12 protein-coding genes are annotated in these 12866 nt (G+C 63.9%); 8 read left to right on the top strand and 4 right to left on the bottom strand.

All coding sequences use genetic code 11. The features are described 5' to 3' along the window. Positions 1-2: 2 nt before the first annotated feature. Genes I3253_RS03935 through I3253_RS03925 form a run of 3 tightly spaced genes read right to left on the bottom strand, consistent with a single transcriptional unit; the run spans position 3 to position 2476 of the window. Positions 3-353, bottom strand: coding sequence for an SHOCT domain-containing protein (locus I3253_RS03935; RefSeq protein WP_232237149.1), 351 nt, complete (start codon positions 351-353; stop codon positions 3-5). A 15-nt stretch (positions 354-368) separates the two neighbouring features. Next, positions 369-1754: an ATP-binding protein gene (locus I3253_RS03930; protein WP_197916339.1), complete on the bottom strand. Its 1386-nt coding sequence runs from the start codon at positions 1752-1754 to the stop codon at positions 369-371. Then, the gene (locus I3253_RS03925; RefSeq protein ID WP_197916338.1) at positions 1754-2476 is read right to left on the bottom strand and encodes a response regulator; all 723 of its coding nucleotides are present in this window, start codon (positions 2474-2476) and stop codon (positions 1754-1756) included. The genes I3253_RS03930 and I3253_RS03925 overlap by 1 nt, the downstream gene beginning before the upstream one ends. A 337-nt stretch (positions 2477-2813) precedes the next feature. Between I3253_RS03925 and I3253_RS03920 the strand changes: the two genes are divergently transcribed. From I3253_RS03920 to I3253_RS03895, 6 genes are all read left to right on the top strand, one after another. Next, positions 2814-3200 carry a DUF302 domain-containing protein gene (locus I3253_RS03920; RefSeq protein ID WP_197916337.1) on the top strand — a complete coding sequence of 129 codons (387 nt, stop codon included), beginning with the start codon at positions 2814-2816 and terminating at the stop codon, positions 3198-3200. 16 nt (positions 3201-3216) lie between these two features. Further along, positions 3217-3693: a rhodanese-like domain-containing protein gene (locus tag I3253_RS03915; protein ID WP_197916336.1), complete on the top strand. Its 477-nt coding sequence runs from the start codon at positions 3217-3219 to the stop codon at positions 3691-3693. A 43-nt stretch (positions 3694-3736) separates the two neighbouring features. Next, positions 3737-4516 (top strand): hypothetical protein, encoded by a 780-nt coding sequence (locus tag I3253_RS03910; protein WP_197916335.1) that lies wholly within the window; start codon positions 3737-3739, stop codon positions 4514-4516. A gap of 187 nt (positions 4517-4703) precedes the next feature. Beyond that, positions 4704-4898 carry a heavy-metal-associated domain-containing protein gene (locus tag I3253_RS03905; protein ID WP_197916334.1) on the top strand — a complete coding sequence of 65 codons (195 nt, stop codon included), beginning with the start codon at positions 4704-4706 and terminating at the stop codon, positions 4896-4898. Positions 4899-5255: 357 nt separating this feature from the next. After that, positions 5256-6641 (top strand): aspartate aminotransferase family protein, encoded by a 1386-nt coding sequence (locus I3253_RS03900; RefSeq protein ID WP_197916333.1) that lies wholly within the window; start codon positions 5256-5258, stop codon positions 6639-6641. Positions 6642-6704: 63 nt separating this feature from the next. Then, positions 6705-8099 (top strand): aldehyde dehydrogenase family protein, encoded by a 1395-nt coding sequence (locus I3253_RS03895; protein ID WP_197916332.1) that lies wholly within the window; start codon positions 6705-6707, stop codon positions 8097-8099. 119 nt (positions 8100-8218) lie between these two features. Here I3253_RS03895 and I3253_RS03890 read toward each other — a convergent pair whose 3' ends face one another. Beyond that, the gene (locus I3253_RS03890; RefSeq protein WP_197916589.1) at positions 8219-9883 is read right to left on the bottom strand and encodes a sulfatase-like hydrolase/transferase; all 1665 of its coding nucleotides are present in this window, start codon (positions 9881-9883) and stop codon (positions 8219-8221) included. 272 nt (positions 9884-10155) lie between these two features. Between I3253_RS03890 and I3253_RS03885 the strand changes: the two genes are divergently transcribed. Continuing rightward, positions 10156-11754 carry an arylsulfatase gene (locus tag I3253_RS03885; RefSeq protein WP_197916331.1) on the top strand — a complete coding sequence of 533 codons (1599 nt, stop codon included), beginning with the start codon at positions 10156-10158 and terminating at the stop codon, positions 11752-11754. Positions 11755-11848: 94 nt separating this feature from the next. Next, on the top strand, positions 11849-12826 hold the full coding sequence (locus I3253_RS03880; RefSeq protein ID WP_197916330.1) for an HAD family hydrolase: 978 nt from the start codon (positions 11849-11851) through the stop codon (positions 12824-12826). The last annotated feature ends 40 nt before the right edge of the window (positions 12827-12866 follow it).

Below are 12866 nucleotides of genomic sequence, written 5' to 3'. Positions count from 1 at the left end.
CCTCAGCTCTCAAGAACCGATTTGCGCCGCTTGTATTCTTCTTCGTCCAGTTCGCCATTGGCAAAACGGGTTTTCAGGATTTCGATCGCATCCGACGCCCCCTGGCCGCCCTGGTCTTTGCCGGCCTGGTCGGTCCTGGCGAACCAGCGCACCGCAAAAACGATCAACGCGATGATGGCGCCCCAGAAAACAATCATCATGAGACCTCCGAACAATCCGTGTCCGCCACCCCAATACATCATATGCCCATACTCCGATCCCCACTCCGATCCCCGTTGCGAGGAAATATCCGCGATTGCTGTTGTCGACCAGACCGGGAGTGCGATCCCGGTCGTTGCAAGTGTCAGTTTCATATCAGTTCCCTTTCCTCAGGTGAAGGACGCAAGTGGAATGACAATGGTCGCCCGCAGGCCGCCTTCGTCACGATTGGACAGCATGATGTCGCCGCCATGGGCGCGTATGATCGTCCGGGCGATGGACAGGCCCAGGCCGTGCCCGCCGGTCTCAAGCGAGCGTGATTGCTCCAGCCGGAAAAACGGATCGAACACCCGTTCCAGCTCGGTCGTGGGGATTCCGGGCCCGTCATCGTCTACCGTGATCATCATGTCGCCGTCCCGGACCCCGTGGCGAACACGGGCGCCGCCGCCATAGCGCACCGCGTTCTCGATCACGTTGCGCAGCGCGCGCCGCATTGCGTGGGGGCGGATCCGGGCTTCGTAGCTGGGATCGCCGTCAAGGTCGAACCGTGTCACCATGTTCGCCCGCAATTCCTCCAGGAAGTCTCCGACATTGACGACTTCGGGCTCTTCCGAGCCCGCCAGCCCGCGCGCGAAGGTCAGGGTGGCATCCACCATGGACTGCATCTCTTCGATCGACGCCACAAGGCTGTCGCGGGTTTCGTCTTCGTCCACCAGTTCGGCCCGCACCCGCATTGCCGTGAGCGGCGAGCGCAGATCATGCCCCAGCGCCGCCAGAAGCCGGGTCCGGTCCGCCACGAACCGGGTCAGCCGGTCCTGCATCCGGTTGAATGTCAGTGTCAGATCCCGCACTTCGGTTGGCCCCGCCACGGGCAGTTCCTGGACATCCTCGCCCCGCCCCAGCCGGTCCGCCGCGCCGACCAGGCGCCGCAACGGCCCCAGCAGACCGGTCATCACAAACCAGCAAACGGCGATCAGGATTGCCGCCGCTGACAGCGCGAAGGTCAGCATGGAATAGAACGGCCACTGGATCGGAGGGCGCTCGAACCGCGTACCGACATTCAGCCAGCGGCTTCCCTCGACGGCGATCGACAGGTTCATCTCGATCGCCGACATGTCGCGCCCCATTGTCGCCATGTGCATTTCCGCCATCTCCGGCGACAAATGGCTCAGCGGCACGATCTGCCCCTCGATCTCGTGCAGTTCGACCCGGATATCGCGGCTGAAATTGTCGTCCAGCAAGGCCCTGATGCGCGTCTCGATCCCGCCCCCGTCGGAATGATCCGAATGCTCGATTGCCGGCTTGTCCGAAAGATCGAACCGGACCAGCGGCGAATTCGCGGCACGCAGGATGGACGGATCAAGATTGTCGGGGGCCTCCTCGATCAGCCGCGCGACGTTTGCCGCGCGCCCGGCCGCCTCATATCCCAGCGCGGCCTGCACCGCCAGGCTGCGTTCATCCGCAAACAGCCACAGGCTGACCAGCTGGGCCGCCGTCAGCGCGGCAACGACAAGCAGGACAAGCTGAACCCTCAAGCTGCGCAGGAACCCGGACATCAGTCGCTCACTTCAACATCGACCGACAGGCAATACCCGCCGTTGCGGATTGTCTTGATGGTTTTCGGGCGCAGGATGTCCGGCTCGACCTTGCGCCGCAACCGGCTGATCTGGTTGTCGATCGTCCGGTCAAGTGGCCCTGCCGCCCGGCCCTGGGTCAGATCCAGAAGCTGCTCGCGGCTCAAAACCACGCGCGGTCTTTCCAGAAGAACCGACAAAAGCTTGAAATCCGCATAGGTCAGCAACGTCTCGGCACCGTCAGGGCCAAGCAGAACCTGCCGGTCCACATCCAGAACAAGATGCCCGAACGCCACCCGTTTTCCGGCAAGTTCCCCCGCCACCGTCTCCGATTGCGGGGCGCGGCGCAGCACGGCCTTGATCCGGGCCAGCAATTCGCGCGGGTTGAACGGTTTCGCCAGGTAGTCATCGGCACCGATTTCCAGCCCCACGATCCGGTCGGTCTCTTCCCCCAGCGCCGTCAGCATGATGATCGGGATCGTCTTGTTGACCGACAGCCGCTGACACACGGACAGACCGCTTTCGCCGGGCATCATCACATCCAGCACCAACAGGTCGAAATGCCCTCTGGACAGCTTGGCATCCATGTCCATCGCGTCCTTCGCCGCCGTCGCGCGCATTCCGTTCTTTTCCAGATAGCGCGTAACGCTGTCGCGAATCTGCTGATGGTCGTCGACGACAAGGATATGGGGCGCGTGCGGCATGGGCTCCTTCTTAATCGAGTCTGGCGCCGTCAGCAGCCGCATTTTTGTCGCCGATTGTATCAGCCCCTGCCGCTGCGACACACAGATACATTTCGTCAGATGCAAATTCCGCCGATCGGCCTTCATATGACAGTATACGATCTGTGCCCCGGCGCGCCCATTGTAAACGGCGGCAGACGGCGGCAGACGGCGCGGCGCGCCACCATCGGCACAAGGCGCGCGGCGACGTGCCGACAGGAAGAACCATGCTTGTGATCAGGCCCGCGCCCTGAAACACTCATGCCGGTCGCGGATCTTTGCGCGGCACGGTCAGGAACACTGTGAAAGGACATATGCCATGGGCTACACATATGATCGCTTGCTGGAAGACAGCCGGATCGACGACGCCGAGGCGCGCGTGCGCGCCGCACTGGGGGATCAGGGGTTCGGTGTTCTGACGGAAATCGACGTGAAGACAACCATGAAGAACAAGATTGGCGCCGAAATGGACGAATACCGCATCCTGGGCGCCTGCAATCCCAAAATGGCCTGGGAAGCGATCGGGCTGGAACCGCGCATTGGCGCAATGCTGCCCTGCAACGTGATCCTGCGCGCGGTCGAGGGCGGCACCGAGATCAGCGCGATCGATCCGGTCGCCTCCATGGCCGCCGTGCAAAACTCCGATCTGCACAAGGTCGCCGGACAGGTTCGCGACATGCTGGCCCGTGCCGTCGACGCCGCCTGAGCGGGGGGAATCAGACATGGGACAACACGTTGACCGCCGCTTATTCCTGCTGGGCATCGCGGCCCTGCCCGCCACACTCACGGCATCTCCCGGCGCCGCGCAGGCACGTCGTGTCTGGTCGGTGGATGAAGCCTTTGACGCGCTGCTGAACGATACGGCGCGTGTCGTCGATGTGCGGACCCGCGACGAATGGCGTGAAACCGGCGTGGGCGCCGGGATCTGGCCGATCAGCATGCATGAACCCGATTTTGCCAGACGCCTGTTCCGCGCCAGGGAACTGGCCGAGGGCCGACAGGTCGGCCTGATCTGTGCCACGGGCGGGCGCTCGGGGTCGGTGATACGCGCGCTGCGGCAGGCCGGTTACGACACCGGATTCGCCGATATCTCCGAAGGCATGTTGGGATCGGGCAGCGGTCCCGGCTGGATCGCCGCCGGATTGCCGGTAACACCGATGGACAGCGCACTGGCGTCGCTGCCCCAAGAACTGGCGTGACCCGCATTGCCGGGCCCGCCGCACGGCGCGGGCCGGATGTGACATGACCGGAACAACGCCCCTGCGATGGCGTGTGCTGCGCCGTCTGATCCGGGTGGTGATCTGGAGGATCGCCCGCCGGTCCCTGCGTCACCGGGTAATCCGGCTGCGCTCCGGCGACCGCCTGCGCTGGCTCCGGCCCGAGACGGACGCCTTTCACAGCTTGTGGACCGCCGAAATCGCCGCGCTTCACGCACGGGGCTTCCCGGCGGCGGGTGTGACCGGTGGCGGGCGCTTGATGGCAGAGCTTGCACTTGTGACGGTGGCCGCCGACACCGCCCTGCGCAAGATGAGCATCACCCCCGAATGCAGCCGCGAGATCATTGCCGATATCGGCTGGAAACTGTATCGGCAGATGCTGTTGCTGACCTCCCTGCCCTACCGCGCCGTCACCCGAAACCCGGAGCGGCGCCTGCGCTGGACGCTGCGCACGCTGCTGGTGTTCCCGTTTCGCCCGGTCGGCGCGCCCGGCTACGCCGCCGAAATCCTGCACGAACCCGGCATGGTGCGCACCTATTTCACCCATTGCCCGCCGCAAAGCCTGGCGCGGGCCATTTCCGAACAAGACAACGACCCGGACGTGCTTGCGGCATTCCGGCAAAGCTGGTGCCTTTATGACTGGCCGGGCGCCGATCTGATCGCCAGCGACGGGCAACGGGGCCATTATCGCCGCGCCCGCACGCTGTCGCATGGCGATCCGGTCTGCGACATGTGCTGGTCGGCCCGCGCCTCGGGCGTGGCACGCCATTCCGGCGACAAGGCAGCCCCGCCGCCCGCGCCCTGATCGCGCGCGGCCGCCATTGGCCACAAAGTTGCGGACACCCCTTGACCCTCCATCGACTGGAAGCCTTATCTATCCTGACCTGAGAGGATTCGAATGGTTGCACCCGGCCCGCGCGGTCGCTGGATCGCAAGCATCCTTCCACAGCCAGACGTCTGCGACAAGGTTACTTCAAAAGGAGAAGACAAAAATGAAATTCCACGTACCGGACATGAGCTGCGGTCATTGCAGCGCCGCGATCGACAAGGCGGTCAAGGCCATCGACCCCACCGCCCGGGTCGATGCGGATATCAAGGCCAAGACCGTTTCCGTGGTCTCGGCCCAAGCCGCGCCCGCGCTTCAGGCTGCGCTGAACGAGGCCGGCTATCCCGCCACCCTGGCCTGAGCCCACCGAACCTGAACGCCGTCGCCCCACGGGGGCGGCGGCTTGCCGGGATCGGCGTGGCGCCCGGAGGCCTTGCGCCCGACCCGGACAAAACAGCGGCCTCCCGGCGCCCTTACGCCCCGTCGGGACTTGTCACAGGTCCGGCGGCCTGCCACATCTTCGCGACGATCCGCCCGACCAACGGCCGAAATGCGGCTGACCGGCTGCAACACGGTTGCATTTCCCGACAAAACCCTTCCCTTTGGCGGTGCCAAGTATAGCGGCCCGGAACACGACCGCCCAAATGAGGGGAGTGGCACCGGACCGGGAACCATTTTGCATCGGCGCCCCGGACGCGCCGAAACAGGAGGCAAACACATGACCATTCACAATTCCACGGCAGAGCTGGACAAGGCCGCGCATCTGCACCCCTACACCAATGCCCGCAAGCTGGAGGCCGAAGGCCCGCGCGTGATGGCCCAAGGCGATGGTGTCTATGTGCGTGACGCGCAGGGCAACGAATATATCGAGGGGCTCGCCGGGTTGTGGTCGGTCGCGGTGGGCTTTGGCCAGCAGCGGCTGGTGGATGCCGCCGCGCAACAGATGGCCCAGCTGCCCTATTACCACGTGTTTGCCCAGAAAACCCATGGCCCCGCCGCGCGCCTGGCCGACAAGCTGGTGGAAATGACGCCCGAACATCTGACCAAGGTGTTCTTCACCAATTCCGGCTCCGAGGCCAATGACACGGTGATCAAGCTGATCTGGTTCCTCAACAACGCGCTGGGCCGGCCCGGGAAAAAGAAATTCATCGCCCGGACCGGCGGTTATCACGGCATCACCATCGCGTCGGGGTCGCTGACCGGCCTGCCCTGGAACCATGCCGGTTTCGATCTGCCCGCAATTCCTGTGCGCCACGTGACCACGCCGCACGCCTATTTCTTTGCAAATGACGGCGAAAGCGAAGAGCAGTTCGCCCAGCGCCTGGCTGACGAGATCGAGGCGGTGATCCAGGAAGAAGGCCCCGATACCATCGCCGCTTTCATCGGCGAACCGCTGATCGGTGCTGGCGGCGTTCTGGTGCCGCCCGCCGGGTATTGGGAAAAGGTCCAGGCGATCTGCAAGAAGCACGACATCCTGCTGATCGCCGACGAGGTGATCACCGGCTTTGGCCGCACCGGCAAGATGTTTGCCTGCGAAACTTTTGGCATCACGCCGGATTTCATGGTTCTGTCCAAACAGCTCACCTCGTCCTATCAGCCGCTGGCGGCAATCATGATGACCGACGCGATATATCAGACCATCGCCGACCATTCGGAAAAGCTGGGCACGCTGGGACATGGGTTTACCGGCACCGGCCACCCTGTCGCCACCGCCGTCGGGCTGGAGAATCTCGCCATCATCGAGGAACAGAACCTGGTGGAGAACGCCGCCGCCATGGGCCGTGTGCTGCGCGCCGAACTGGCCCGGTTCGCCGATCACCCGCTGGTTGGCGAAATTCGCGGCGAAGGGCTGATCGCCGCGGTTCAGCTGGTCGCCGACAAGGCCACCCGCACCCGCTTTGACCCCGAGGGCAAGCTGGGCGCCTATGTATTCGAACGTGCCCATGATCACGGGCTGATCATCCGCAATATCAAGGACGCCATCGCCTTTTGCCCGCCGCTGATCATCACCGAGGATCAGGTGCGCGAAATGGTGTCCCGGTTCGCGGCAACGCTGGACGACACGCTGGCCTACGCCCGGGCCGAAGGCATGGTGGCGGGCTGACACGCCGCCACGCATCCGGTTGGCCCCTTTTTCGGGGGCCGACCTTGCGACAAGGATACCGACATGACCGTTCCCCGGCCGGAATTTGCCACCGACACTGGCGTCGTGGCGCGCCTGCGCGCCGCCTTTCACTCGGGCAAGACCCGCCCTCTGGCCTGGCGCCGCGCCCAGCTGGAAGGTTTGCGCCGGATGCTGATCGAGCAGGAAAAGCCCATCCTCGAGGCGCTGCACGCCGATCTGCGCAAACACCCCACCGAGGGCTGGACAACCGAGATCGCCTCGGTGAAGGACGAGATCCGGGTGGCGCTGAAATCCCTGACCAGGTGGACCGCGCCCCGAAAAGTGCGCACCGCGATGCTGGCCATGCCGGGCAAAAGCTGGCTGATGCCCGAACCGCTGGGCGTGGTGCTGAACATCGCCGCGTGGAACTATCCCATCCAGGAAGGGCTGACCCCGATGGCCAGCGCACTGGCGGCGGGCAATTGCGTGGTGCTGAAACCCTCTGAAATGGCCCCCGCCACGGCGCGGGTGCTCCAGGAGCTGCTGCCCGCCTATGTCGATCCCGAATGCGTCGCCGTCTATCAGGGCGGCCCGGCCGAAACCGGCGCGCTGCTGGAAGAACGGTTCGACCACATCCTGTACACCGGCAACGGCCATGTGGGCCGTATCGTCGCCACCGCCGCGGCCCGCCACCTTACGCCGGTGACGCTGGAACTGGGCGGCAAAAGCCCCGCCATCATCGACCAGAGCACCAATCTTGACCTGACCGCCCGCCGCATCGCCTGGGGCAAGTGGCAGAATGCCGGGCAGATCTGCATCTCGCCCGATTACGTGCTGGTGCATGACAGCATCAAGGACGCGTTCATCGCCGCGCTCAAACGTGAAATCACGGCGATGTACGGGGCCGATCCGCGCGCTTCGGACAGCTATGGCCGCATCGTGAACACGCGCCATTTCGATCGGTTGGCGGGCTATCTGGACGAAGCCACCATCCTGCATGGCGGCGACAGCGACCGCGACGATCTGTATCTCGCGCCCACCATTGTCACCGATGCCGCGGACACGTCACGCCTGATGACCGAGGAAATCTTTGGCCCGATCCTGCCGGTACGCGGCTGGACTTCCCGCGACGAGGTGATCGGGCATGTCACCAGCCGGGACAAGCCGCTGGCGCTGTACCTGTTTTCCAACGACACGGGCTTTACCGATCAGATGCTGGGCGCGATCAGCGCCGGGCAGGTCTGTGTCAACGACGTGCTGATGTTCATGGTCTGCCCCAACCTGCCCTTTGGCGGGGTTGGCGCCTCCGGCTCGGGCAGCTATTCCGGCAAGGCGGGGTTTGATACGTTCACCCATTGGAAACCGGTTCTGAAACGGTCCTGGATGTTCGATTTCGCCGCCCGCTATGCGCCGTTTACCCCGAAAAAGGAAAGGCTGCTGCGCAAGCTGCGCCGATAGGCGCGCTCTGCGGCTGGCGGGCGCCTGGCCAAAGCGGTCCGCCAAACAGCTGAACCACCGGCTTCCGGCGGCGCGCGGCGCGGACTGAAACTTGCGCCCCGGCCCGCCAAAGCCCTGCCTCAGGTATCAGGCGGGTCGCTTTGGGGTTTCGTGTAATCGCGCGGCGCCGGTCCGCGATAGGCCCGGATCATATCCTCGGGCACTTCGCTGCCATCCACCAGAAACGGCAGGATGCCCCGCCGCAGGGATTGCCCCCGCGCGGCGTTGATATCCGCGTCCGAGCGTGTCACCCGCTGCGACATGCGCCGCCCCCACCGGGCCAGGCAAGCATACAGCCGGTCAATCTCGGCATTATGGCTGTCGCCCTTTGCCAGATCGGTGAATTCCTGCGGGTCCAGGCGCAAATCGAACAACATCGGGCGAAAGCCGCCCTCGGCATGGATCAGCTTGAACCGCCCGTCAAACACCATGAACAGGCGCGCATCGCGCGGCGCCACCTTTAGCTTCACCGCTTGCGGGGTGGCGGAATAATCGTATTCCGACACCACAAAATCGCGCCACGCGGGCGTGCCCCCCTCCAGCCAGGGCAACAGCGACCGCCCCTCGATGATGTGATCGGGCACCTCTGCGCCGGCAAAATCCACAAAGGTCGCCGCCAGGTCGATCGCCTCGACAAGCGCATCGCAGGTGGTGCCCCGGGTGGCGTCTGCCCCGGGGCGCGGATCATACACGATCATCGGCACCTTGACCGACGGGTCGTGAAACAGGTCTTTCTCGCCCAGCCAGTGATCCCCCAGGTAATCGCCGTGATCCGAGGTCAGCACGATCATCGTGCTGTCCATGCGCCCGGTGGTTTCAAGATAGTCCAGCAACACGCCCAGCTGGTCGTCGCACTGCCTGATCAGCCCCATATAGGCCGGGATCACCTTTTGGCGCACGTCGTCGCGCTGAAACGCCTGTGCGATCCGGTTTTCCATATAGGCGCCGAACACGGGGTGCGGATCGTCGCGTTCGCTGACATGGCGCACGGGCGCGGGCACGTGATCGGGCCCGTACATCGCGTGATAGGGCGCGGGCACGATATAGGGCCAGTGCGGCTTGATGAAACTGACATGCGCACACCAGCGCCCCCGCGCCTGTTGGATGAACTCGATGGTCTTGCGGGTCAGCCACGGCGTTTCGCTGTCTTCCTCGCGGATATTGGCGGGCTTGTCGGCGTTCATGAACATCCAGCCCGACGCCTTGTCGCCATTCGCGTGCACCCCGGCATTGGCAAAATCCGCCCAAGGGTTGTGCGACGGATAGCCCCTGGATTTCAGATATTCGTTATAGGGCGAGCGTTTCCCGTCATAAAACCCGTCCGGCCCTTCGGCCCACAGCCCGTCATCGCGCACCCAGCTGTCAAAGCCGCATTCCGCCTGGCGCGCGCCGATCACGCTGTCCGGGCTCAGCCCCAGCCGCGCCATGCCCTCGGCATCGGCCTTCATGTGGGTCTTGCCCACCAGCCAGCACGCCATGCCCGCGCGGCGCAGGTGATCGCCCAGTGTCTGTTCGCCCACCCGCAGGGGAAACCCGTTCCACTGCGCCCCGTGGGACGAGGTATAGCGCCCGGTATAGAAACTCATGCGCGAGGCGCCGCAGATCGGGGATTGCACATAGGCGTTGGTAAAGCGCACGCCCCGTGCCGCGACCCGGTCGAAATTGGGCGTATGCAAATGGGGATGCCCCGCGCAGCTCAGATAGTCGAACCGCAACTGGTCATACATGATGAACAGAATGTTCATGCCGTCCGGTTCGTCCTGTGCGCGCATCCTGCCCTCTCTCTGACTGTGCAACCTTGCCATGAAACCGGGCGCGGTCCAGCCTGAAACGCCCGCGGATGCCCTTGGCCACCCTGCCGTTGTGGCGCAGGCCGACCCTGGCGCCGCCACCCGGGCGCCGCGCAGTTTCACGACAGGGTTTGTTTTTGATCCGATTCTGCCCCATGATGGTACATATTTTGTCGGCACCCGACCCGATATTCGCGAAAGGGTGCGTTTTTTACAGGGAGATTTGCATGTTCAATTGGCAAAAACTGAGGCGCCCGGTCCTGGCCGCGGCGCTGATTGCGGGGGGCGCGGCATCCACCGCGCTGGCCCAGGAAAAGCCTAATATTCTTGTGATCTGGGGCGACGATGTCGGCCAGTCCAATATTTCCGCCTACACGCGCGGCATGATGGGCTACGAGACCCCGAATATCGACCGGATCGCCGAAGAAGGCATGATGTTCACAGACTATTACGGCGAACAATCCTGCACCGCGGGCCGCTCGTCCTTTATCACCGGTCAGTCCGTGTTCCGCACCGGCCTGTCCAAAGTGGGCCTGCCCGGCGCCAAGGAAGGGATGCAGATCGAGGATCCCACCATCGCCGGGCTTCTCAAGGCCGAAGGCTATGCCACGGGTCAGTTTGGCAAGAACCATTTGGGCGACCGCGACGAACACCTGCCCACCAATAACGGCTTTGACGAATTCTTCGGCAATCTCTACCACCTCAACGCCGAGGAAGAACCCGAGAATATCGATTATCCCGGCGATGCGCTCATGCCCGATGGCAGCACGTTCCGCGAACGGTTCGGCCCGCGTGGCGTGATCCGCTCGTCGGCGGATGGCATGATCGAGGATACCGGTCCGCTGACCAAGAAGCGGATGGAAACCGTGGATGACGAAACCGTCGCCGCCGCTGTCGATTTCATCAAACGCAAAGAGGCCGAGGGCACGCCCTGGTTTGTCTGGTGGTCCGGCACCCGGATGCATTTCCGCACCCATGTCTCGGAAGAGAAATGGGCCAAGGCCAATGAAATCGTCGGCAAGCAGGTGGATGAATATACCGCCGGGATGATCGAACATGACATGCATATCGGCGAATTTCTGGCCGTGCTTGACGAACTGGGCATCGCCGACAACACCATCGTGTTCTATTCCACCGACAACGGCCCGCATATGAACACCTGGCCCGATGCCGGCATGACCCCGTTCTGGGGCGAAAAGAACACCCAGTGGGAAGGCGGCTGGCGCGTGCCCGCCATGGTGCGCTGGCCCGGCAAGATTGCCCAGGGCGCTGTCTCCAACGAGATCGTGCACCATATGGACTGGCTGCCAACCTTCCTGGCGGCGGCCGGGAATGACACCATCAAGCAGGATCTGCTGGATGGCGTCACCGTGGCCGAAGTGGGCGGCGGTCGCGACTACAAGGTGCATCTGGACGGTTACAACATCCTGCCGATGCTGACCGGCGAAACCGATGAAAGCCCGCGCAAGGAAATCTTCTACTTCACGGATGATGGCGACCTGGCCGCGTTGCGCTTTGGCGACTGGAAGATCACCTTCCTGGAGCAAAAGGAATGGGCCACGTTCCGGGCCTGGATGGAGCCCCTGACCGAGCTGCGCGTTCCGCTGATCGCCAACCTGCGTCGTGACCCATACGAGCGAGGCTATCGCACGTCCAACACCTATTATGACTGGATGATCGACCGCGCCTACATGCTGGTGCCGGCCCAGGCCTTCGTGGCTCAGTTCCTTGAATCCTTCAAGGATTACCCGCCCCGGCAAGAGGCCGCGTCGTTCAGCCTGGACAAGGTCATGGAGAAGCTGACTTCCCCTCCGGGCGCGCCGTAAACCGGCCTGTCAGCCGATCACGAACCTTACGGGGCGGGCGCCAAAGCCCGCCCCGTTTCACCGTCGTCCAATCCAGATTTCAGGATCAACCGCCATGAAACCATTTCTTCTGGCCCTTGCGCTGGCCGCCGCCCCGGCCCTTGCCCTTGCCGATCCGCTGCCCTCGTGGAACGACACAAACGCCAAGGCGCGTATCATCTCGTTTGTTGAAACCGTGACCAATCCGGACAGCCCCGATTACGTCACCCCCGCCGAACGTGTCGCGACCTTTGACAATGACGGCACGCTCTGGGCCGAACAGCCGGTCTATTTCCAGCTGATATTTGCCGTGGATCAGGTCGCCAAACTTGGCGCCGCCGATCCGTCGATCCTGACCACCGACGCACTTCGGGCCGCCGCCGCCCGGGATTACAAGGCGTTACTGGCCACCGGCAAGGACGGTTTGATCGAGGTGCTGCGCGCCTCTCATGCCGACATGCCGCTGGATCGGTTCCGGGCCGACGTGGCCGCCTGGCTGAACGAGGCGCGCCACCCCACCACCGGGATGCGCTATGACGAAATGGTCTATCAGCCCATGCTGGAACTGCTCCGCTATCTGCGCGACGAAGGCTTTGCCACCTATATCGTGTCCGGCGGCGGTGTTCAGTTCATCCGGGTCTTTGCCCAAGAGGTTTACGGCATCCCGCCCGAACAGGTGATCGGCTCGTCCACGACCTCGCGCTACGAGGTGGTTGACGGTGTGCCGACGATCGTCAAGGGCGGCGCGTTGTTCTTTGTCGACGACAAAGAGGGCAAACCCGTGGGCATCATGCAAAATATCGGGCGCCGCCCGATCCTGGCCGCGGGCAACTCGGACGGCGATTTCCAGATGCTGGAATTCACCACCGCCGGCACCGGCGCGCGCCTTGGGCTGCTCGTGCACCACACCGACGCAGAGCGCGAGTTCGCCTATGACCGCGAGGGCCATATCGGCGTGCTGAACCGGGGTCAGGACGAGGCGGGCGCGCGCGGCTGGCTGCTGGTCGACATGGCCGCCGACTGGTTCAGGGTATTCCCCGGGGCGCCGCAATAGCCCGGCCCGGGCCACACCTTGGTCCTGGCGCATCTGTCGG

This window comes from Thiosulfatihalobacter marinus (assembly GCF_016019955.1).
GTDB lineage: Bacteria > Pseudomonadota > Alphaproteobacteria > Rhodobacterales > Rhodobacteraceae > Shimia > Shimia marinus_A.
The sequence above is the reverse complement of the archived record's forward strand: the minus strand, read 5'-3'. Positions and strand labels throughout refer to the sequence as shown.